The sequence below is a fragment of the Neobacillus drentensis genome, assembly GCF_036965645.1.
Lineage (GTDB): Bacteria > Bacillota > Bacilli > Bacillales > Cytobacillaceae > Neobacillus > Neobacillus drentensis_D.
This window is the reverse complement of sequence record NZ_JBALPZ010000056.1, coordinates 107,213-130,597: the sequence shown is the minus strand read 5'-3', so window position 1 is coordinate 130,597 and position 23,385 is coordinate 107,213. Positions and strand designations below refer to the sequence as shown.

General features: G+C 39.6%; 21 protein-coding genes. 13 read left to right on the top strand and 8 right to left on the bottom strand.

Annotation, left to right across the window (positions count from 1 at the left end):
• Positions 1-8: 8 nt before the first annotated feature.
• Positions 9-2,309, bottom strand: a complete 2,301-nt coding sequence (locus tag V7266_RS11975; protein WP_335468110.1) for a glycoside hydrolase family 2 protein — start codon at positions 2,307-2,309, stop codon at positions 9-11.
• 150 nt (positions 2,310-2,459) lie between these two features.
• Here V7266_RS11975 and V7266_RS11970 point away from each other — a divergent pair, with 150 nt between their 5' ends.
• The gene (locus V7266_RS11970; RefSeq protein ID WP_335468109.1) at positions 2,460-3,698 is read left to right on the top strand and encodes an AraC family transcriptional regulator; all 1,239 of its coding nucleotides are present in this window, start codon (positions 2,460-2,462) and stop codon (positions 3,696-3,698) included.
• A gap of 133 nt (positions 3,699-3,831) precedes the next feature.
• Here the strand turns inward: V7266_RS11970 and nspC are convergent, their stop codons facing one another.
• Complete coding sequence (gene nspC, locus V7266_RS11965) at positions 3,832-4,959, bottom strand: carboxynorspermidine decarboxylase (RefSeq protein ID WP_335468108.1); 1,128 nt, start codon at positions 4,957-4,959, stop codon at positions 3,832-3,834.
• A 1-nt stretch (position 4,960) separates the two neighbouring features.
• On the bottom strand, positions 4,961-6,199 hold the full coding sequence (locus tag V7266_RS11960) for a saccharopine dehydrogenase family protein (RefSeq protein ID WP_335468107.1): 1,239 nt from the start codon (positions 6,197-6,199) through the stop codon (positions 4,961-4,963).
• A gap of 851 nt (positions 6,200-7,050) precedes the next feature.
• Here V7266_RS11960 and V7266_RS11955 point away from each other — a divergent pair.
• Complete coding sequence (locus V7266_RS11955; RefSeq protein WP_335468106.1) at positions 7,051-7,185, top strand: hypothetical protein; 135 nt, start codon at positions 7,051-7,053, stop codon at positions 7,183-7,185.
• 454 nt (positions 7,186-7,639) lie between these two features.
• On the opposite strand, the gene rluF is transcribed toward V7266_RS11955, so the two are convergent.
• Positions 7,640-8,347 (bottom strand): 23S rRNA pseudouridine(2604) synthase RluF, encoded by a 708-nt coding sequence (gene rluF, locus V7266_RS11950; RefSeq protein ID WP_420491388.1) that lies wholly within the window; start codon positions 8,345-8,347, stop codon positions 7,640-7,642.
• Positions 8,348-10,663: 2,316 nt separating this feature from the next.
• Here rluF and V7266_RS11945 point away from each other — a divergent pair.
• The gene (locus tag V7266_RS11945) at positions 10,664-11,821 is read left to right on the top strand and encodes a ParM/StbA family protein (protein WP_335468104.1); all 1,158 of its coding nucleotides are present in this window, start codon (positions 10,664-10,666) and stop codon (positions 11,819-11,821) included.
• 10 nt (positions 11,822-11,831) lie between these two features.
• The gene (locus tag V7266_RS11940; RefSeq protein ID WP_335468103.1) at positions 11,832-12,425 is read left to right on the top strand and encodes a hypothetical protein; all 594 of its coding nucleotides are present in this window, start codon (positions 11,832-11,834) and stop codon (positions 12,423-12,425) included.
• Positions 12,426-12,464: 39 nt separating this feature from the next.
• Here the strand turns inward: V7266_RS11940 and V7266_RS11935 are convergent, their stop codons facing one another.
• On the bottom strand, positions 12,465-12,590 hold the full coding sequence (locus V7266_RS11935; protein WP_098527673.1) for a DUF4023 domain-containing protein: 126 nt from the start codon (positions 12,588-12,590) through the stop codon (positions 12,465-12,467).
• Between the two features lie 153 nt (positions 12,591-12,743).
• On the opposite strand from V7266_RS11935, the gene V7266_RS11930 reads away from it, so the two are divergent.
• Positions 12,744-13,685, top strand: a complete 942-nt coding sequence (locus V7266_RS11930) for a phosphotransferase (RefSeq protein WP_335468102.1) — start codon at positions 12,744-12,746, stop codon at positions 13,683-13,685.
• A 28-nt stretch (positions 13,686-13,713) separates the two neighbouring features.
• Here V7266_RS11930 and pepT read toward each other — a convergent pair whose 3' ends face one another.
• Entirely contained in the window at positions 13,714-14,946 is a 1,233-nt protein-coding gene (gene pepT, locus V7266_RS11925; protein ID WP_335468101.1) for a peptidase T, read from the bottom strand.
• Between the two features lie 72 nt (positions 14,947-15,018).
• Between pepT and V7266_RS11920 the strand changes: the two genes are divergently transcribed.
• The gene (locus V7266_RS11920; RefSeq protein WP_335468100.1) at positions 15,019-15,162 is read left to right on the top strand and encodes a hypothetical protein; all 144 of its coding nucleotides are present in this window, start codon (positions 15,019-15,021) and stop codon (positions 15,160-15,162) included.
• Positions 15,163-15,252: 90 nt separating this feature from the next.
• Here V7266_RS11920 and V7266_RS11915 read toward each other — a convergent pair whose 3' ends face one another.
• A complete protein-coding gene (locus tag V7266_RS11915) occupies positions 15,253-16,242 on the bottom strand; it encodes a nuclease-related domain-containing protein (protein ID WP_335468099.1) in 990 nt (329 codons plus the stop codon).
• A 156-nt stretch (positions 16,243-16,398) separates the two neighbouring features.
• Here V7266_RS11915 and V7266_RS11910 point away from each other — a divergent pair, with 156 nt between their 5' ends.
• From V7266_RS11910 to V7266_RS11895, 4 genes are read left to right on the top strand one after another with little or no spacing between them, the layout of a single operon-like run.
• Positions 16,399-17,022 carry a TetR/AcrR family transcriptional regulator gene (locus V7266_RS11910; RefSeq protein ID WP_335468098.1) on the top strand — a complete coding sequence of 208 codons (624 nt, stop codon included), beginning with the start codon at positions 16,399-16,401 and terminating at the stop codon, positions 17,020-17,022.
• 13 nt (positions 17,023-17,035) lie between these two features.
• Entirely contained in the window at positions 17,036-17,920 is an 885-nt protein-coding gene (locus V7266_RS11905; RefSeq protein WP_335468097.1) for an ABC transporter ATP-binding protein, read from the top strand.
• A 6-nt stretch (positions 17,921-17,926) separates the two neighbouring features.
• Complete coding sequence (locus tag V7266_RS11900) at positions 17,927-18,724, top strand: ABC transporter permease subunit (protein ID WP_335468096.1); 798 nt, start codon at positions 17,927-17,929, stop codon at positions 18,722-18,724.
• A 14-nt stretch (positions 18,725-18,738) separates the two neighbouring features.
• Positions 18,739-19,536 (top strand): ABC transporter permease subunit, encoded by a 798-nt coding sequence (locus V7266_RS11895; RefSeq protein ID WP_335468095.1) that lies wholly within the window; start codon positions 18,739-18,741, stop codon positions 19,534-19,536.
• 29 nt (positions 19,537-19,565) lie between these two features.
• Here the strand turns inward: V7266_RS11895 and V7266_RS11890 are convergent, their stop codons facing one another.
• The gene (locus V7266_RS11890) at positions 19,566-20,261 is read right to left on the bottom strand and encodes a hypothetical protein (protein ID WP_335468094.1); all 696 of its coding nucleotides are present in this window, start codon (positions 20,259-20,261) and stop codon (positions 19,566-19,568) included.
• A 140-nt stretch (positions 20,262-20,401) separates the two neighbouring features.
• On the opposite strand from V7266_RS11890, the gene V7266_RS11885 reads away from it, so the two are divergent.
• From V7266_RS11885 to V7266_RS11875, 3 genes are all read left to right on the top strand, one after another.
• Complete coding sequence (locus V7266_RS11885; RefSeq protein WP_335468093.1) at positions 20,402-21,151, top strand: gluconate 2-dehydrogenase subunit 3 family protein; 750 nt, start codon at positions 20,402-20,404, stop codon at positions 21,149-21,151.
• A gap of 80 nt (positions 21,152-21,231) precedes the next feature.
• Positions 21,232-22,947 (top strand): GMC family oxidoreductase, encoded by a 1,716-nt coding sequence (locus tag V7266_RS11880; RefSeq protein ID WP_335468092.1) that lies wholly within the window; start codon positions 21,232-21,234, stop codon positions 22,945-22,947.
• Between the two features lie 72 nt (positions 22,948-23,019).
• Complete coding sequence (locus V7266_RS11875; protein ID WP_335468091.1) at positions 23,020-23,370, top strand: ASCH domain-containing protein; 351 nt, start codon at positions 23,020-23,022, stop codon at positions 23,368-23,370.
• Positions 23,371-23,385 lie beyond the last annotated feature (15 nt).

Sequence of the window (23,385 nt, the reverse complement as noted above, 5' to 3'; positions counted from 1 at the left end):
CCCTGCGCTTACTTCTGAACTTTTGTTAATTCTTTGTTTAAGGTGTACATCATTTTATCGGTAAATTGTTCTGGTGCCATGGAGGCGATAAAGTCAATCTGCATTCCTGCTGCCATTCCGTACATTGGATGTTCAGTAAAGTTGCCTAAGTATTTTTCTAGGATGGCTTTTGTTTCTTCGTTTTCCATTAATACCTTGAAGGTATCGCGTGTAGAATAGACATCATCGGTGATTTCTATTTCTTCTACTTCGACATCTTCAATTTCAGGCATTTGGAACCAGTTTCCGACTACTCCGCCTTTATCTTCTTCCGGGGCCTCATAGCTTGGATTAGGCTCGGCCACTTTTGTAAATCTAGCTGTATCCTCAAGAATGACGCCTTCTAGGTGGGATGTAACCTTGATTTCAGTCATTCCTTCTTCTAACTCCACATTTTCAAAAACAAACACGCGGTTGTCACTTGTTTTCGTTCCAATCTCTTTGCCATTTGCATAAAGAGTCAGCTCTTCACAATTTGAATAAACTTTGATGGTAATTTGATCATCTGCCCGTTCAATGTAGCGTTTGCTCGTGATATGAACAAATTTTTCATCAGACCAATTTGCTTTATACATGTAGAAGGCATCTTTTTTAATTTTACGGTCGTATGTGATCAACCCTTTGTTGTTTCTGCCCTGTACGCCGCCTTCGTCACGGATATTGGCCCCAAAATCAAACATATTCCAAACATATGTTGACCATAGGTATGGACGCTTTGAGAAAATTCCCCATACTTTTTCATGATAAAGAGCATGATATTCCTCTGAATAATCCTTTACCTGTGGATGATTGGTATGATATTGCAGGATTCCTTCTGCGCCATATTCGGAGATACCCAGAGAAACCTGTGGGTTGGTTTGATGGAAACCATCAAGCCAGTCAGCGAAGTCCTCCGCTTTTCCTTGGTACCAGCCGTAATATTTATTATAGCCAACCACATCCGTCACATAATTGTATTCATCTTTATCCGGTACAAACATGACATTTGCCATGGTGGTTAACCGAGTTGGATCCTCTTTTTTCGTGAGTTCATTTAATTCATTTACAAGTCTTCTAAGCTCAGGACGCTCACCGCTGATTTGGATTTCATTTTGGATACCCCAGAACATAATCGATGGATGATTGAAATTTTGGCGAATTAATTCTGTCATTTGCTGCTTGGCATTAATGCCTTCTAACTCATGTTTTGACATAACGGAGATAAATGGAATCTCAGCCCAAATGACCATGCCCTCTTTGTCGCAAAGTTCATAGAAGAACTGATCATGCTGATAGTGGGCCAAACGAATTGAAGTGGCGCCGACTTCCTTGATTAGTTCCATATCTTCTAGGTGTTCTTTTTTCGTAATCGCCCAGCCCATGTCTTTGCGATCTTGGTGTCTAGATACGCCATTCAACCTGAGCGGTTCTCCATTTAAAAAGAAACCTTTTTCCGGATCAACGTGGAAGTATCTTACTCCAAATGGGATGGTTATTTCATCAAGGACATCGTTAAAGCTGACCAGTGAGATCTTCGTTTCATAAAGGTATGGGTTCTTTTTTCCGTTCCATAATACAGGGTTTTCAATTGTAACAGGAATCTCAACCTCTGCTGTCTCCCCTGCTGCAAGGAAAACCTCCTTTGCTCCATAAGCTGCAATTTTACCATTAGTATCTAGGATATCTGCCCAAACTCTTACTTTCTTTTCAATATCCAGGTCATTTACGACCTTAGATTTGACTGTTAAGACAGCTTGCTCGTTTGAGACATTTTCTTGAATGATATAGACACCCTTGGAACCATAATCTAGTAAATCAAAGTGGATCGAGTTTGCAATCACAAGATTTACGTCGCGATAGATTCCGCCATAGAAAGTGAAATCGGCCATCTGTGGATATACATCATCGACAACGGTATTATCCACTTTGACGGAGAGGGTATTCTTTTTTCCAAAATCGACTACATCTGTAATGTCAAAACGGAAAATGGAGTAACCGCCGCGGTGCTGTCCAAGATGGCGGCCATTCACATATACATCCGTAATACTATTAGAGCCATTAAACTCAATATATACTCTTTTTCCTTGTTCTATTGCATCTATTACAAATTCTTTTCGATACCAGCAGGCACCTTTATAATAATCAAAGCCATTGGCACCATCTATGGCATTCCAGGTGTGAGGAACCTGAACCTCCTGCCAGTTTTCTGTATTATAGTTTAATGCGTGAGCATTCTCTTCATCTTGTCTAATGAATTTCCAATTAGAATTAATATTTAAGACTTTTCTCATTTGACTTCCTCCTAAATATCGATTAAATCAAATTCATTATAGTATACGTTTTCAAAAGATAATCATACAAATTTGACTTTATTAGCATAAATATTGCATATTTTCTTCAGAAGGTTTAAATAGGGAAAATAAATAGAGAGGATAAAAAGGATGAATCCATCGATAGAAACGACTAAAAAAGGAAACCTCCTGTATTCGATTACTTATTTAGGTGTAAAGATTGTGGATTGTGAGGGGAATATCATCTTTCAAAAATCGCAGATCCAAACTCCTTTGCTCCTGCAACCCTTTGCCAATGATGATCAAACAATGAATGAAACATGCATGAAGGCTGACAACGATCAGTATCTTCATTACATAAATAAAATTGGTCTTGAATACTTAGCAGCAGGGATTTTACGTGAAAATCAATATAAGGGATTTATTGTTTTGGGTCCATTTTTGTCTAGTATTCCTTCCAATGAGCTGATTAGTGACCTTATCTCTAAACATAAATTCCCAGTTAGTGAACGGAAACAGCTTCAAGATTATTATCAATCACTTTCTATTATTGGCAGTAAAAAGTCAACTTATCTGGGGGACCTGCTGGTTAATATGTGCCAACATTCCTATATAGAAGGTAAATTAGTAAATACGGAAGTAAGGAAATCAACGAAAAAAGTTCATAAAGTTCTTTACGATGACGATAAAACCATGATTGAAGAGAGATATAAAGCCGAAAAGAGGTTAATGAGGGCGATCGAAAAAGGTGAAAAAGAAGAAATCGCCAAGTTATCGAAGGAGGTTAAAGACCTGTTGGACTTTTCGGACCGTATTCCTGAGAGCCCCTTTCGTTCTGCTAAAAATATCCTGTTTGTCCTAAATACGATATGCAGGCTTTCAGCCGAAAAAGGAGGCCTGCAGCCTGTCACCGTTCACCATATGTCAGAGAAATTTGCGATTTTAATTGAAAGGGCACCAACCCTTCCCTACTTAAAAAAGTTAGCTTACGAAATGATGAACGAATACTGTGACCACGTTCAGAAACACTCCACTAAAAACTTAAGCACAATTGTTAGGAAGGCAGTGGATTATATCGATTTAAATTTGGAAAAAACATTAACCCTAAAGGAAATCGCGGCTAGCATCCACGTTCATCCTTCCCACTTATCCCGCAAGTTTAAGCAGGATACAGGCTTGACTATCATTGACTACGTAAATCAAAAAAGAGTAGAGGAAGCTAAACTCCATCTACAAGCGGGAAGCACAACAATTACAGATATCGCGCTAATGGTGGGATATAGTGATTTAAATTATTTCACAAGAGTATTTAAGAAATTTACCGGACAAACCCCTTCACAATATATAAAAAAAGGAAAAACAGAGGGACGGTTCTCATGCTTCGAATGAAGCAAGGGAACCGTCCCTCTGTATATTTTGTGAAATGGCATTTTTGATTGAAGTGGAAAGCGAGCGCTTGGAGCGAAAATCAACAACCAAACTAAAAAAGAAGCAAGAGAACCGTCCCCTTGCTTCCAATCTATTAAGCTAATCGCATTTTAAAGTCTTGATAGCCAAATTCGCGTACAACTTCACAGTCGCCATCTGCTTTTTTGATCGCGATAGCTGGTAATGGCATGCCGTTAAATGTCGTGTTTTTCACCATTGTGTAGATGGCCATATCGCCAAAAACTAAGCGATCACCGCTTTTTAATGGTTCATCAAAGGAATAATCCCCGATGACATCGCCTGTTAGGCAAGTTTGCCCGCCAAGTCGATAAGTATATGGCTTTTCGCCTGCTTCCCCTGATCCAAATAAAGGAGGGCGGTAGGGCATTTCCAATACATCTGGCATATGGCAGGTTGCCGAAGTATCAAGAATGGCGATCTCCATTCTGTTTCGATGTAAATCCAGTACGGAAGTAATAAGATAACCTGCGTTCAGGGCAATAGCTTCGCCTGGTTCAAGATATACTTCTAAACCATACTTTTCTTGCATTCTCTTAATACAAGCTTCGAGTCTTGGAATATCATAATCTTCTCTTGTAATATGATGGCCGCCGCCAAAGTTAATCCATTCCATTTGCGGAAGCCACTCGCCAAACTTTTCTTCCACTGCATTTAAAGTGGTTTCTAAGTCATCAGAGTTCTGCTGGCAAAGGGTGTGGAAGTGCAGCCCAGAAACACCATCAAGTAAATCAGGACGAAACTGCTCTCTGATGACGCCAAATCGAGACCCAGGTGAACATGGATCATAGATTGCATGTCCAATTTGGGTAGAGCATTCAGGATTAATACGTAAGCCCACTTTTCGTCCAGCTTCTAGAGCCTTGTCTTTAAATTTTTCCAACTGTGAGAAGGAATTAAAGATAATATGATCACAAATCGAAATAATTTCATCTATTTCATCATCACGATAGGCGGGGGCAAAGACATGATTCTCTTTGCCCATTTCTTCGTAGCCTAGTCGTGCTTCAAATAAACCACTTGCTGTGGTGCCACTTAAATATTTTCCAATGAGGGGATACATTGTTGTCATAGAAAATGCCTTTTGTGCCAAAACAATCTTTGCTCCTGTACGCTGCATAACACCGTTTAGGATTTTTAGATTTCGTTCGACGAGACTTTCATCGATGACATAGCACGGTGTTGGTAATTCTTCAAACCGCATCTTATTTAACTAGCTCCGCTGCTTTTTTCTCTGCAGGCTCATCGTCAACTAGAACTGGATTAAAGTCCTCGACCCATGGAAGTCCCCATTTGTTTAACTCTTCCATGAATGGATCTGGATCAAATTCTTCAATATTATATACGCCAGCTTTGTTCCACTTACCTGTTAGGATCATTGCTGCACCGATCATCGCAGGAACACCTGTAGTATAAGAGATGGCTTGAGAGCCAACTTCTTTATAACATTCTTGGTGGTCACAAACATTGTAAACATAATACGTTTTGTCTTTTCCGTCCTTTTTCCCTCTAAAGATACAGCCAATGTTTGTTTTACCAACTGTACGAGGTCCAAGGGAAGCTGGATCTGGTAATACAGCTTTCAAGAACTGAAGAGGAATGATTTGTTTACCTTCAAATTCAATTGGCTCGATAGAAGTCATGCCTACATTTTCAAGGGCCTTTAAGTGCATTAGGTAGCTTTGGCCAAATGTCATGAAGAAACGGATACGCTTAAGACCAGGGATGTTTTCAGCAAGAGACTCAAGCTCTTCATGGTAAAGCAAATACATATCTTTTTTGCCAACTTCAGCAAAGTCGTATACGCGCTTGATTTCCATTGGCTCAGTTTCGATCCATTCACCATTTTCCCAGTAACGTCCGTTAGCAGAAACTTCACGGATATTGATTTCAGGGTTGAAGTTTGTAGCGAAAGGATAGCCGTGATCGCCGCCGTTACAGTCAAGAATGTCGATATATTCGATTTCGTCAAAATAATGTTTTAATGCATATGCGGAGAATACGCCTGTTACACCTGGGTCAAAGCCGCTGCCTAAAAGGGCTGTAATGCCGGCTTTTTCAAAACGCTCGCGGTATTCCCATTGCCATTTGTATTCAAATTTTGCTGTATCTTCTGGCTCATAGTTTGCTGTATCCATATAGTGTGTCTTTGTTGCAAGACAAGCATCCATGATTGTTAAATCTTGGTATGGTAATGCTAAGTTCATCACGATATCAGGTTTTACTTCATTAATTAACGCGATTAACTCATCTACATTATCTGCATCAACTTGTGCAGTGGTAATTTTAGTTTTGCCGCCATCAAGTTTCGCCTTTAATTCATCACACTTTGATTTTGTACGGCTTGCAATACAAATTTCTTCGAATACTTCACTGTTTTGAACACATTTATGGACTGCAACCGATGCTACGCCGCCAGCCCCGATAATAAGCGCTTTACCCATTTTCATTCTCCTAACGTAATAGAATTTTTTAGGCACAACTAAATTCCGTGACAACAAAAAAAGCAAGTGCAAAACGCAGGAATTAATTGCGCACAACACTTGCTTTGATATATTCAATATTAAAAGTCAAGTATATCCATGACAAAAGGTCATATCTATACCCTACCAAGTCTTCACCCATTTGGCAGAAAGCTTTTTAATATTCGAAATATATCGTTTTAGGATCAGAGTCTATATAGCAAATAATCACTTTTACCACTCTTATTGACCGTTTCACAAGTTGTGTGCATGTGTGCACTGGTTGTAAAGTAACCAACTTATAAAATTTGAGCTTTTAACTCAATCAATAAGGCAACCAAAGTTGCCAATCGGCAGTTGACCCGGCTGTCCGTATGGCCTTAACTTCGAAGGAAGTGGTCAAGGTTATCTGCTTGGAAAGATCCAGATATATTGAATATTAACTTTCCAAAAATAATGCTACTTCATATTAGCAGTATATAAAGTGAATAGCAAGAGAAAAATAAAAAAAAATTTTACAGATGCACGATAACTTGTAGGCCTTATTGTGTCCGATGAGCCGTGAGTTTAATCGCTGGGTTCAAATTAAGGGTGGAGAAATCTAGAGGTTTATTATTGTTAATTCCCAAAAATCATCCAGCAAAACTTTTTGAAAATTTTATATAGAATAATATTTCAAAATAAAAGAGAAAAATTAAAATAGCTTTATTATAGTAAAGTAAGTGTTTATTTACTAGTTGTCTTACCTGTCCTCTTCAAGAAAACAATTTATAATAGGATAGTAATTTTTAAATTTTATAAAAATTGTATAGTCCTAAAAGAGGGAAAACTAGGTGGCAGACAAAGAGTTAATCAGAGGACTGGAATCTCGCCATATTCAGATGATTGCCCTGAAAATGAAAAGGAATTTTACCCGCCGCTATCGGCTAGGGAAAGCACTTTTCAAACTGCTCTACAGCATGATGTAAATCAGGAGGCTCTGCCATATTCTTACTATGAGCAAATAATAAAACAGCCCATTATATTAGCTGTGAGCGAACAGAACAGCAAGGTTGCAGGCTTTATGACATTTAAGCATAACTATCATGCCCAGAGTAAAAAACTTTACCCGAAAGTAATTATATTACAACCATTTGTGTTGGGAGGGACGCTCGAAACCAAAGAATAACAAGGAAGTTTTATCAGTTGATCCAATCCTCACCGCTTCCCGCTCAATATCGAATGCCGTACTTGCAACCAGAACATGGTCAACAAACGCATCGCATCTGCATATTTTAGGCAGTTTGGGATTTGAGGTAAGTGAGCGGTTGATCAATCATCGCGGCAATGACATAGATACTATATACTTTGAAAAGAGAGTAAATTAGTTTTTTAAATGAAAGGATGGACAGATCATGGATATGCTGTTCATCCCATAATTCCTCACCATTCTCGAGGCTGATAATTTAGATCCTGGAATAACTGCTCTTTTTCCTTTTTGGAGAGGTCACGCCATTGGCCAATTGGCAGGTTTCCTAAATGGATATTCATGATCCTAGTCCGCTGAAGTCTGACGACCTCATAACCTAGAGCTGCACACATACGGCGAATTTGCCTGTTAAGTCCCTGGGTTAATATAATCTTAAAGACATATTTTGACATCTGGGTGACTTTGCAGGAAATTGTCTTTGTATCTAAAATCTCCACTCCTCCAGCCATTCTCTTTACAAATTCGGCTGTGATCGGCTTGTTCACAGTGACAATATATTCTTTTTCATGCTTATTTTCTGCCCTAAGGATCTCATTGACGATATCACCGTCATTTGTCAGGAGAATCAATCCATCTGAGTCCTTATCCAAACGGCCAATATGAAAAATCCTTAATGGGTGATTAACAAAATCAACAATATTCCCCTTAATATGCTTCTCGGTTGTACTTGTAATCCCAACCGGTTTATTTAGGGCAATATAGACATATTCTTTCTTTACCTTAACGAGGCTTCCATCGACCCGTACTTCATCACCAGTCGCCACCTGGCTGCCCATTTGAGCAACCAGGCCATTAATTGTAACCCTGCCCTCACTAATTAACTTATCTGCCCCTCGTCTTGAGCTCTTACCCGATTCACTAATAAACTTATTAATCCTAATGATAACCACAACCTTAAGTGGAATTGTTTGATTAAGAATAACCTAAATTCCCTACCCTTTTCAAGGTGCGTTAGGTGCCTGTCACTATAACTCCTATTTGCATATTAATAATCTTACACAATTAGTTTAAAGACTGATTATGTCAACTTTTTCGTTTTATTTGTCCAGCATTTAACAAAATACTTACGATTATTACATATTTCGCTCCAAATTTTGACGTAATATTTGGTTTAAAATTTTATTTTTTCAATTAACTGCCTCACCATGTGTGGAGGCAGGATTATTCATGAAAAATTTTTTATGTTTGGGGGCATGTGTATACTTGTATACAAACATGTAAACCCATATCGTTTACATGTGTACTTTTGTGTATACAACAGATGTTTACATGCATACAAACCGGTATACATGTTGATGTAAAGGGATGTAAACAGCCTTCGTATTCATGTAAACATATATGTAAACAACTTTGTCGAATATACTTTATTTCATATCTAATCGTCCCAATCAACCAGCGCTGAATCCAAGGAAGTGAGTAAGGGGAATAATAAATATTGTTATTCTAATAACGGAACAATTAAAAAGGCTGGCTGGATCCTAATCCGGATGCTGATGGGGAAAAGTATTTTCTTGATAGAAAGGTGGTTAATAGTCCAAAGGAATTAATATTATTTTGATTAAACAGCGCTATGAAAACAGGCTGGGGAGATAATGGAGGGAAGAGTTATTACGTAGCCAGTAATGGAGTCATGCAAACCGGTTAGCTTAATGAGAACAGTCAAAAGTTTTATCTTGATCAAACAGTGGCAGTTAAAACGGCTTGTACGAAGAAAGCGGAAATAAGTATTATTTCGTTTAATCAGGAGTTATGAAGAAGGAATGGATTGAGGATGATGGAAAAATGGTATTACCTTAATCTTAATGCAAACGGTGAATTGAAATTGAACACTAATTTACCTAGTATTAAAGGTCTATCTGTGAGTTTTGTGGTCTTAAGGATATCGAGGATTCCAGTCACTTATATAAGACCATGAACGACTGGATGGGTGAAAGATAAGAATAATGGGTACTTCCTTTATAGTTAGTAAAGAAATGGCCAAGATTTCAATTATAGATTGGCATTCTAGCACCTGTCTTCACTATTCAATTATAGATGACCTGCTGCACCATATGTGAAGGAAGGATTTTTTATGGAATTTTTTTATGGTTGAAAGAATGTGTAAACTTGTACACAAATACGTAAACCGATCCGTTTACAAGTATACTTTAACGTAAACAATTAATGCTTACTTGTAAACCTTTTGTATACGTTGAGTAAACAAATTGGTGGACATGCATACAAAGTTGTACACATGTTGATATAACGGGATGTAAACTGAATTCGTATTCTTGTTTACATATTTGTAATCATCATTGCTGAATTGGATGAAATATTCACTATATATCCCTTGATTCTTATTGAAAAGTCCCATTGGAGAAACAATAATCAGCACTTAACCCCAGTTAATAACCATCAAATAAAGCTTTCACTAGACATTTATGATAGAGAGGCAGCAGCTTGAATCTTTTAGAGTGGAAATATGAAGAGTAAGTACCTACACCCCAGAAAGGGTCTTTTAAAAGACTATTATGCAAAAGGAGCTCTGAACACGGGCTTGCTGCGATAGATAATAAAAGATACCTGCTATGATCAAATTGGTGCCATGAATACAGACCTGAATGAAGACAGGGAGATAAGGCACTTCTTTGACAAGAAGGATCCCAAGATTATGTATTCAATCATTTAAATGGAACAATTGGATGTTGAGGTATAACAATACAAAGGTATTATTATTATGTAAGTAAAGATAAAGATTTGAATTCGATTTTGGATCGCTATGTAGGTGCTTCCTCCTCCCTTTCATTTTCAATGAACTGTCTCACCATTTGATGGAGGAAATTTTTTTGCGAGAGTTCATGTCTATTAGAGAGATATGTTTACTTATTTATAAACATGTAAACCATTTCGTTTACATGTACACAGAATGGTTTACATTCGTTGTTTACTTGTGCACTTTTTGTATACTTCGAGTCTACAAATTTGTTTACATGTATACAAAGAAGTGTACGTGTTGATATAAAAGGACTCAAGCGTTGTTTGTATACTTGTTTACACTAAAGTATACAACGCTGGCAAAGTTTACAAAATGTTTACTTTTTTACACTTTTATTTCTGTTCTAATAGTCCCATTGAAGAATCTATCAATTTGATATAGTCTTATAGATACAGAGATTTAATACATAAAACTCTTAAAACTGAAAGGGAATGATATATATATGACTAAGTCAAGAGTTGCAGCAATTGATGTAGGTAATGACTCAATTAAGGCTATTTTCGGAGAACTAGAATACGAATTGAATATTCCTAATATAATCGCCCGTGATACAGAGGATCGTCCTGTTATCGGAATTGAAGAGCTTGATAACAAAAATCCATTAGATGGTATTCATATCAAAGTCCACTCCCCTGCCCTCAAAGAGAATAATGTTATTTACCGTGTCGGTAATTTAGCAACCAAAACAGATAATGCGACTGAATTAGATCCAGGAAGCAGCAAATCAGAAGAAGATCAAACACTAATCATGCTTCTTGCTACATTAGCATTGGATGCAGTACAACAAACTGGTTTTCCAAAAGTGAAGAATGTAATTGATGCTTCTTATACATTGGGAACGGGCCTTCCTCTTCGTGAAGTAAAGGAAGGTAAGGATGCAGGTTATCGCTCAAGATTGGTTGGAAATGTCCACCAGGTTGAATTTTTGGTAACACCGAAATACCAAGGATTAAAGGTTAATATTAAATTTAATGAAGTAAAGGTTTATCCAGAAGGATTTGCCGCTTATATTAATCTAGTAATGGACAACGGCTTAAAAATCATTAACAAAGATCTAATCGATAAGCGCATCTTAATCCAAGATATTGGCGGTTTATCAACAGATATCGCTGTAATTAAAAATCGAAATGTAGATGATGATAAGGCGCAAGGTTTTAACCTTGGGGTTTCAGAATCATTAGAAGCCATCCGTGAGGAAATCCGCATAAAGCACGGTGTTGAACTCGACAGCCGTCGTGATGTTGTTGAGATCATTACTAGAAAAAATGATCGCAATCATATTATGGTTAAAGGAAGCCGGACAAGCGTTCATGATATTACGGACCGTATCTTGCTTGATTTAGCCAAAAAACAATATCGTTTATTACGAAATGTATGGCAAAAAAATTCCCAGACAGAGATTTGCTATTTTGTCGGCGGCGGGTCCCATGTCCTGAAGGATTACATCAAAACCTTAAATAACAATTTAGACGGCTATAATATTGAATTTTTTGAGGATGACAAGGAGAGCATTTGGATGATGGCTAATGCTTACTATAAGCTCATCATGGATTTTGTAAGAAAAACGGAGAAGCCTAAAGAACCAGTTAAAGCGAACTAGGTGAAATGGTATGAAGAGAACTTCCCAAAATGAAATTATAAGAGGCCAAGCAATCTCCTTCCGTGTCCCTTCTGATGCACCTGACCATATTGTGAAACATTTGCAAAGGTTAAAAGAGACAGAACGGAGAAATTTCTCCAGTACCATTGCTGATTTTGTTATGCAAGGGGTAAGTCAGTCGTTTTCACGTGAAAAAGAAACCATCACCATTCCCCTGCCCAAGAGGTTGTCAAAGGTTCAGCGGGATTGGTTAAAGCATGAACATTCCGAAGCAATGCTTGGCAGTATTCTCTATCAATTAATTTCTGATCCGGTCCGGGCCACTTCTTTATTAGCTTCGCTGAATAGTAATTCTTTAGATCTTGATGAGGCTTTATACCTTCAGGAGAATCTTCCGTCTGTGCCCACTCCGTCATCAGCTGGCCGTGCTGAGCTCTCAAGCTCTTTTGAAGAGGTGGCGGCCGATTTGGATGACTTGGACGACGACTTAGATTCCTTTAACTGGGAAACAGCCGAGAAGCCGGAGCTGCCTGAAGAGAAAAAAGAAGAGGAACTGGATGCGGATGACCTGCTTGGCGGGTTTTTGGCTAATATGAATAAATAAAACTGGAACCCCGCCTATTATTAGACGGGGCTTTCCTGATTAATGCTGTTTATTCGGTAATTTATAACCTTGATGTCCTTTACTTTGACGTTCCTTATTGTCTTTGTCCTTTTCTTGTCTTTCATGCAGCTTTTCAACAAACTCATGTGTTGTATTGTCTTCCATAAACGTAACCCTCCTTTTCAAAATGAACGATAGTTATTGTGCCCCACATAGTAGGGAATATGTAATGGGGAAATTAGATATAAACTCACACCTAAGGAATACATATAAGTTAAGGTATTTTAAAACTATGAATATATGAATAGGTGGTGGGCTATGGAGCTGCCTGCTGATATTGTCCTTGAAAATGGATCCCTTAATGAAGCGCTGATTGTAAAAAGAGATGCCCTTTACCAAGGAATGAATGGCCGATTTGTCGAAAGGTTTTTTCTATCACCGTCCCGCAGTTATATTTTTAAACCATTGACCAACAATGACCAGTTAGGAAAAGAAGTGTGGATTCATGATCATATCCTTCCGCAATTTCCTGCAATCTATCCTAAGATTATTTCCTATAAAATATGTGACGATCCCGAATTGAATTGGATGATATTAGAGGATCTTGGGACACTGAACCATGAATTTAATGAAACAAGTGGCTTAGAAGTGATTAAATGGATGGCCTGGTGGCATTCCTTACCTGTTGAAAAAATAAGCGATGTTCCGACCACGGCATTAAAGCCAAGATTTGCGGAGATTATAGCGGATGTCTGTAGTTTTAAGGATGCGTTTCTGGAGCAGCTTCCTGAACTAGGATTGGTTAAGGAGTCCATGGAGCGTGTGTATTTGCTGCTTGAGAAAAATCAGTTCTCTAATCGGAAAGTTTTATCCCATGGAGATTTACATGTAGGCAATTTTTCAATAGTCGAAGGTAAAATCAAGATATTGGATTGGGAGCATACTCATTTAAATCTGCCGTATTGGGATTTGTATCACTTAATCGATATGTCGCACCCTCTTTTTCCCAAAAAGGTAACACATGATCATCGACAGCAGCTTCTGAAGGAATACGTTGATAAAGTGACGTTTGAATTGGAAAGTGACTTATTTATGAGGGAGTATTTTCTATTTTCTGCGGTCTTCTCGATTTGGATGATTGCACTCATTAAGAAAGATCTTCAAGCAAGCGCGCTTAAATGGCCGGAGGAACAATTGAATAGGCAATTTAGTGAAACGATAGAAAGCCTAAAGCAGTGCGCAGAAGCTTTGGTTTGCTAACCCAAGGGTGCTTGGGTTAGCTTTTTTATTACGCCTTTTGCTCTGTAAGTTTGACAATCTCAATGACGGTTTCGGTTGCTTTTATCATATTTTCAACGGAGATAAATTCAAATTTGCCATGGAAATTCTCACCGCCGGTAAAAATATTGGGTGTCGGCAGACCCATATAGGAAAGCTGTGAGCCGTCGGTGCCGCCGCGGATTGGTTTGGTAATCGGTTTGATGCCTAGGCTGACCATTGCTTCATGGGCGATATCGACGATTTCCTTTACTGGTTCAATTTTCTCTCTCATGTTGTAGTATTGGTCATTCAGTTCGAGCACGATTCTGTCGCTGCCATATTTGGCTTGCAGCTCGCTCACGATTGCTTGTATGGCGGCCTTGCGGTCATTGAATTTTTCCCTGTCGTGATCACGGATAATGTAGTGAAGATTGGTTTGCTCTACATCGCCGTTGAAGGCAAGCAGGTGATAGAAGCCTTCATATCCTTCGGTATGCTCAGGTGCTTCTTGTGCTGGAAGTTTGCTATGTAATTCCATGCCGATTTTAATCGAGTTAATCATTTTGTCTTTTGCTGAGCCAGGATGGATATTGCTGCCTTTGATTGTGATTTTGGCTGCGGCAGCGTTAAAGCTTTCGAATTCTAACTCGCCGAGAGGGCCCCCATCAACGGTATAGGCATATTTTGCATTGAAGGCCGCAACGTCGAACTTATGCGGGCCTCTGCCTATTTCCTCATCTGGTGTGAACGCAACGCGGACCTTACCATGTTTGATTTCTGGATGCTGGATGAGATAGGCCATTGCGGTCATGATTTCGGTGACGCCCGCCTTGTTGTCCGCGCCAAGTAATGTGGTGCCGTCAGTAGTGATTAAGGTGTGCCCTTTGTATTCTGGCAGGCTTGGGAAGTCTTTTGGTGACAGGATGACGTTTAGGTCTTTGTTTAGCGTGATTTCACCGCCATCATAGTTTTCGACGATTTGCGGGTTGACGTTTTTGCCGGTGAAGTCGGTGGCGGTGTCAACGTGAGCAAGAAAGCCGATGGTTGGGACGTCTTTGTCTGTGTTGGCCGGTAATGTAGCCATTACGTAGCCATTTTCGTCGATGGTTACTTCTTGCATGCCGATTTGGTTTAGTTCTTCGACTAACATACGGAGTAATGTCCATTGTCCTTCTGTTGATGGGCATGTTTCGTTGTTTTCGTTGGATTGTGTGTCTATTTTTACATAGGAAGTAAATCTTTCAATAAGTTCGTTTTTCAACTTTGCTGCACTCCCCTTTTTTGAGTATGTAATCATGAATATCATATCACTTTAGGGGGTGGGTTACACATTTTGAATAAAGTTAATGGATTGAAGGGTGCTAACTTACGAGAAGCGAATCAATTTGCGGATAAGGCGGTTCAACTAGCGGAAAGAGTAAGCCAATTAGCGGATAAGCGTCTTCAACTTGCGAGAAGCAAATTAATTAGCGGATAAGGCGTTCCAACTTGCGGATAGAGTAATTCAATTAGTGGATAAGCAACTTCCACTTGCGGATAAAATCACTCAATTTGCACAACGGCCATATTATTTTTTAAAACTAAAATCCATTCTATACGAACGGTAGCGATACCTCCCTTCACTTGTTAGATTCATACTATTTAATATTCTGCTTGCAGTGTAAATATCATCTACATGTAGAAACTCACGACACTCCTTATTCGTAATACTCCTGTTGAAAATCAAAAACCACTCTCGTATAGTCCGTATATGAGCTATATGGTCGTGCGAGTTACAAAAAGGACAAACCCAGGTACGTGGTGTCTTAACCATTCCAATCCTGCCGCATATCAGACACCTTACCCCGGTTTTAAAATCACTAAAAGGAATTTGATAAGACTCACAAATTGGTTTAGGAATATACATCTGGTGACTGTTGAGAAGCTCCGTAGATAGCCAATTAAAGGTATCTATATCTAGTCGCTGTTGTTGCCTAGGAATGCCTTTTAGGTAAGAAGGGATTAAGTTCGGAAACAATATCTTTGTGTTCTTAGGGGGGACCACAACAATTTGTTTGGGATAAGCTAATACAATTGCACCGTAAAGGGGGATATTTATATTCCGCTTTCTTAGCCAGTCAGACAATAACTCATAATTCCGTTCCAGTTGAACGACAGGACTCTCAAACCCATCCCGATGCCCATCCTCCCGGCTCCTAATCAACTGTGGCGGATTATCTTTAAACTCCAGACTACCGCCAATATTTTTAACCTCTAACACCACACCAAACCAAGGGCTCATCGTAAACGTATCCATTTGAAAGCTTTCATCTGAAGAAGGAGACAAATCGTGGAAAATATGATGATCAAATGAAAAGGAGACCTTCCGGAGAACATCAGCAACCCGGTCTTCCCCGCCAATCCCCGCTTCAACAGAAGCTTGTTTACCTGCCAAAACAGGCAGAATAGAATGTCCTCCAGGAAGCCGGCCTTGAGCGGATACCAACCCCTCTAACTTCAATGACGGATCACGGCTTTTAATACAAATAACAAACACCTCCCTCAAATCTACCTGCATCGTAACACATCCAAAATCCTTGAACTATATCCCACTACATTAATTTCATATTTTTGTAAAAAATAGGGTTGTCACCCCATTGACCATAGTAGTCAACGGTATTATAATGACTCCATTGACTGATGTGGTCAACAAACGAAAGGGAGGACTGCACCAGTGTTCGCAAAATTTCTCAACTTAGATACGGACAAACAAGATCGAATAATAAATGCTGCCATAAAGGAATTCGCCCAGAAAGGATATGATAAGGCCTCGACAAATGAAATCGTAAAAGAAGCCGAAATCTCGAAGGGAATACTTTTTCATTATTTTAAAAATAAAAAGCAAATGTTCTTATTCTTATTTGACCATTGCATCCAAATCATTACCGATGAATTCTACAAAAAAGTCGACCTGACAGAGACCGATTTTTTCAAACGAATCCGGAAGGCGGTCTTAATTAAAATGGATCTCCTTGCGAAATATCCCGACATCTTTAAATTTATTGAGGAAGCCTATCTGGATGATGCGGTGGAAATCAAAGGGGAAATTGAGAAAAAGGTGAGGGAACTAAATAAAATAAACATTGGGAGGATTTACGAGGGAATCGATTATAGTAAATTCAGAGACGATATCGATATCCAAAAGATCTTAAAAATTATCACCTGGACATTTGAAAAACTAAGTGAAGAACAGCTTAACAAAGCCAAGCTAGCGCCGAATCACGAAATTGACTATCCAAGCATCCAGCTTGAAGCGGAAAAATATTTTGAGGTGTTAACAAAGGTTTTTTATAAATAGGGGAGCGGGAAGCATGAATGTAATAGAAATTAACAACCTGACAAAGACTTACGGCAAGTCAAGAGGGATTACGGATATTAGCTTTCATGTCGAACAGGGTGAAATATTTGGTTTTATCGGGCCAAATGGTGCCGGTAAATCTACCACTATCCGCACACTGCTATCGTTGATTTATCCAACAAGCGGCAGTGCAACGATTTTTGGAAAAGATTGTATTCAGTTTGCGCCTGAAATTAAAAAAGAAATAGGTTACCTGCCTTCTGAAGTTTTTTACTATGACAATATGAAAGTGAAGGATCTTTTAAAATACTCCGCTAGCTTTTACAAGAAGGACTGCAGTAAGAGAATCAAAGAGTTAGCGGATATCATGGATCTTGATCTAAACAAAAAGATTGATGATCTCTCCCTGGGAAATAAAAAGAAGGTCGGCATCGTTCAAGGCCTGCTTCATGAACCAAAGCTAATTATCCTCGATGAACCGACAAGCGGACTGGATCCGTTAATGCAGCAAAAATTCTTTGAATTGCTGGAAGAGGAAAACAAAAAGGGCGCTACGATTCTTTTTTCGTCGCATATTTTGAGCGAGGTTCAAAGACTATGCAATCGAGTAGCGATTATCAAAGAGGGCAAGATTGTTACGGTAGAAAAGATAAGTACCTTACAAGAAAATAATTATAAAAAGTTTAAGGTGGAATTGAAATCGGCCCTGGACCCAGAGTATTTTAGAATCAACGGTGTGAATAATCTAGAAGCTAAGGACAATCAAATCAGCTTTTTATTTAAGGGGAATATCAATACGGTGCTGAAAAAGCTAGCCGAAATTGAGGTCACCAACTTATGGATTGAAGAGCCTGACCTTGAGGAGATTTTTATGCATTACTACGAAAAGGAGGCTTAAGAAACGATGAATATATTTTTTCATGAGCTGAAAGCGTATCGGAAGTCAACGATCATCTGGACCTTTTCGTTAATCATAGTGGCATTGCTGTTCTTATCTATGTTCCCCTCCTTTGCAAAAGATGCTGATGAGTTCAAAAAGTTGCTAGCAGGCTATCCTTTGGCGATGAGGAAGGCAATTGGACTTAATTTGGAAAATATTTTTACGATTTTAGGATTCTATAGCTATGCATTGACGTTTACTACGCTTTGTGCGGCCATTCAGGCCATGAATCTGGGAACGGGGATTGTCAGTAAAGAAACTCGCGAAAAAACGGCGGATTTCTTGTTAACTAAGCCAGTTACCCGCACACAAATTCTGACGAGTAAGCTACTCGCGGCTGTCACGTCCCTATTGATGACAAATATAGTCTATTTAGTTGCCGTTAATATAATTGCTTCGCAGGTGAAAACAGTGGATTATAGTGTTAAAAAGTTTGTGATGCTGTCGTTAACAATGTTTTTTATCCAATTAATCTTTCTAGCTATCGGCATCCTCTTTTCTGTCATCATTCCAAAAATCAAGTCAGTCTTAACAGTGTCATTAGCAACGGTCTTTGCATTTTACTTTTTAGGCGTGATTAGTGAGACATCCGGTGATGATGTAAAACGGTATATTTCTCCATTTAAATACTTTGATAACACGTATATCATTCAACATTCAAACTACGAAGGATCGTTTCTCATTGCAGGCGCAGTGATTGTGGCTGCGGCGATTGCGGCAAGTTATTTTATATATACGAAAAGGGATGTTCATGCCGTTTAGGGAGGGATTCGATTATGAATATATTTTTAAAAGAATTAAAGTCTCATCGTAAATCGCTCATCTTTTGGAGTATAGGTGTGTTCCTGATGGTATTATCCGGGATGAACAAATATGCGAATTTATATTCATCTGAACAATCGATGAACGACCTAATGGCTGATATGCCTAAATCGCTCCAGGTGATTATGGGAGTCGGAAGCTTGGACTTGTCAAAGGCAAGCGGCTATTATGGGATGCTGTTTGTCTACTTGCTGTTGATGGCGACCATTCATGCTGCGATGCTTGGCGCTGGGATTATCGCCAAAGAAGAGCGCGACAAAACATCAGAGTTCTTATTCGTTAAGCCTGTTTCGCGAACAACGGTGATTACGGCTAAATTAGGGGCGGCTTTGTTTAATATTGTTGTGTTCAATTTAGTAACACTCGTTTCGTCGATGGCTTTTGTGGCCAAATACAGCAAGGGTGAAGACGTAAATGGCGATATCATCGTCTTGATGGCGGGGATGTTAATCTTGCAGGTATTGTTTATGGTCATGGGCAGTGCGATTGCGGCTTTAAAAAAGAAATCAAAGAAGGCGGCTTCTTTGTCAGCCGGCGTGATGCTGGTGACCTTTATCCTGTCAGTCGCGATCGACTTGAATGAGAGCATTAAAAACTTAAAGTATTTAAGCCCGTTTAAATATTTTGAGGCAAAAAATGTGATGTATGGCGGCGGGTTTGAACCAGTTTTTGTCGTTATTTCCTTCTTCTTAATCGTCGTTTTTACAAGTTTGACCTATGTGTTTTATAAAAAAAGAGATTTAACTATATAAAGACCGGGGGATTTCCTCCGGTCTTTTGCTTATTTCTCGCGAGCCATCTTGATGAGTGTGTTAATATCGCCTGCAAGCTTTGTATAGTTGGTCTGGTCAGCTTTAATATTAGATTTTATTCCATCAATCAACGGCAGGGCTTTTGCGTTGGTAATCGTCAAGATTTGAACTTGGCCGTTGAAGGCTTTGGTCATTAAATCTTTAGCCTTATCTAAGTTATCATCTGTATTTAGTTTTGACATGTCCACTCCATCGAGATTCCCTTTTCCAGAGGAACCTGAAGTGTTGGTTAACACTTTTTGCTGCATTTCATCGTACTTTGTGGAAGTGGTTTCTGCCTGCGCCCTTGCCAGGATAACAGTGTCGTCTAGGACAAATACCTTAATTCCCGGAATCCCCGCCCCGGAAAGTCTTGATTCAAGATGTGAGGAAATTCCTCCATCATGCAGGCTTGAGCTTCCTATTAAGCTGTATACATTCGTACCCAGCCCATTCGTCGTTTGACCTTTGGCATTTGTTGTTGTTTTTTTGGCCCGATCTACACTTGGGATCACATTTGGATTATTAGTTGACCCATGGATATGGCCATTTCCTTTTGTGTTTAGCGAATTATCATGCAGATTTGCAGCATCTACCTGATTTTCCCCTTGATGCGCTGAGCATCCGGCTAGTACAAGAAAAGCAATCATAATAGGACCACAGCAAATATTCCACATTCTTTTCATTTTTGTGCCCTCCTTTTTTATCATTTTCTCCTTTCCTTTTATAAGTATGAATGGTTTATTTTGGAACATAATATGGGAAAGCAAGGATATTGCTGTAATTTGTGGATTTATGACGAAACAATAATCTGGAGGTGTACATCATGGTTGAAGAGAATAAAAAAAATCCAGAAACAGTATCTAGAAGGACGTTCATTCGTAATGCTGGTTTGACTGTGGGAGGAATTGCGGTTGGTGGGGTTCTCGGCAGTCTCATTCCTCGAAAAAATCAGGAGACAACTGATACAAAGGGTAGTACCCAGACAAAAACAGAAGATTTTAACCAGGCCCTTATGTATTTTACGCCGGAGCAATTCAAAGTAATTGATGCAGCAACCGAGCGGATATTTCCGGAGGATGATCATGGGCCAGGTGCGAAGGCTCTTGGTGTAGCTTACTTTATCGATCATCAATTAGCAGGATATTGGGGCTTTAATGGCCGGGAGTATATGCAGGCACCTTTTTATCCAGGAGAGAAAGTGCAGGGTTTCCAAGGCCGATTAAAGCGCAGGGAAATTTTTGATATTGCGATAAGGGAAATGCAAAACCACAGTATGGCAGTCTATAAAAAGGATTTCACTGAACTAAAGGATGATGAACAGGATGCGATCCTCAAAGACTTTGAGGAGGATAAAGTAAATGTAACAACCATTTCTCCCAGCGGTTTTTTCCAAATGCTGCGAAGTGTCACATTGGAAGGTGCCTATAGCGATCCGTTATACGGAGGAAATTTAAATATGGATGGCTGGAAGATGAAGAATTACCCAGGCAGCCAAATGGCTTACGCCGACATTATTGATAAGGAATTTAAAAAGATAGCGCCACAAAGCTTGAAAAGCCACATGAATCATTAAAAGCGGAAGCGCCTGGGGGCTTAAAGCTAGCCCCTTACTAAAGCAGGGATAAAACTATTTTTTTAAAGAAGGTGGAAGTAATGGCGAGAAAGCTGCCAAAGGTCGATGTTGTGATCGTAGGTGTTGGTTGGGCAGGAGGAATTATTGCCAAAGAACTGACCAAACAGGGATTAAAGGTTGTAGGATTGGAACGAGGCAAAGAACGAAAAACGGAAGATTACTATATGGTCCATGATGAATTACGCTATGCCCTTCGCTATGAGCTCATGCAGGACTTGTCAAGAGAAACCATTACGTTCAGGGGCAATGAAAAAATTCGCGCTTTGCCGATGCGGCAATATGGTTCGTTCCTCCTTGGTGACGGTTTAGGGGGTTCCGGAGTTCACTGGAATGGGCAAACGTTCCGCTTTTTACCATACGATTTTGAAATTTATAGTAAAACGGTTGAACGATATGGGAAAAACAAAATCCCAGCAGACATGAATCTTCAAGATTGGGGTATTACATACGATCAATTGGAGCCCTATTACGACCGATTTGAAAAAACGGCAGGCATTTCGGGGGAAGAAAATCCACTCGCTGGAAAACGTTCGGATAAATATCCGACCCCGCCAATGAAAAAAACACCTGCTATTCAGATGTTTGAGAAGGCAGCCAAGAATATGAAGCTCCATCCATATATGATGCCTTCAGCAAACTTGTCGGAGTCCTATAAAAATCCGGATGGGATCCAAAGAGCGGCTTGTCAATATTGTGGCTATTGTGAGCGTTTTGGCTGTGAATATGGTGCAAAGGCGGATCCAGTTGTGACGGTCATCCCTGTTGCCAATAAAACAGGGAACTTTGAAATAAGAACCCATTCTAATGTAAGAAGAATCTTAAAAACAGGTAACAAAGCAACAGGTGTTTTATACACTGATGTGACGACTGGTGAGGAAATCGAACAGCCGGCTGATATTGTGGTGATGACTAGTTATGTATTTAATAATATCCGCCTCTTGTTAATGTCTGGAATCGGCAAACCATATGATCCTAACACCGGAACAGGTGTAATTGGAAAAAATTATGCCTACCAAGTTATTAAAGGGAATGCCATTGGCTTTTTTGATAATAAAGAATTTAGTACCTTTGCAGGTGCAGGCTCGCTAGGAATGGTTTGTGACGATTACAATGGTGACAATTTTGATCATAGTAATGTGAATTTCATCCATGGCGGGATGATTTCATTAGCTCAAACCGGTTTAAGACCGATTCAAAACAATCCTGTTCCTGGAGGAAAGCCAACTTGGGGTAAGGAATTCAAGGCCAATTCCGTTAAATATGCCAACCGCTTTTTATCCGTTACTTCTCAAGGTTCTTCTATGCCATTTAAGCGTCACTTTCTCGACCTTGATCCAACTTATAAAGATGCCTTTGGCGATCCGCTTATTCGGATCACGTTTGACTTTGAGGAGCAGGACCGGCAAATGGCTAGATTCCTTGCCGATAAATGTGCCGATATCCTAAAGGAAATGGGCGCGGATCATATTGATTCAATGAAGGATTTAGGTCCATATGATATTACCACCTACCAATCCACCCATAATACGGGCGGGGTCATCATGGGTGCGGACCCAGCGACCTCAGCAGTAAATAATTACCTGCAAATGTGGGATGTTGATAACCTATTTGTTATAGGCGCCTCTGCATTCCCGCATAATTCCGGCTATAATCCAACAGATACGGTCGGGGCGCTCGCCTACCGTGCCGCGGAAGGAATCTTAAAATACCGTGACAAGGGCGGACAAGTAGTTTAACAGAGCTCTCGGTGGATTAAACTATATATAAAGTGTTAATATGGAAAATAAAACAAAGGGAGAGAAACTCAAATGACGACACGAAATGAAAACGCTGCATTGCCGCCAAAAACTTGTTCGATTGAACGCTTAGTAACAATGGAAGCAGATGTAAAAAAGGTATTGGCTGGAGAAAAAACAGCCACACGACGTAACGGCCGCTATGCCGACCCAGGCGAAATCATGACACTAGAAGGACGTCAGTTCGTAGTGGATAAGGTATATTCACAGAGCCTTGGCGAGTTGACGGACGATGATGCCCGCCGCGAGGGTTTCAACACGGTGGAAGAGTATAAACAATCTATTCTTTCCTACCATCCAGGAATGCCGTGGCTGCCGCAAATGCGCGTATGGGTACACGAATTCAGCCCTGTACAAGATTAATAAGAAAAGCGCAAG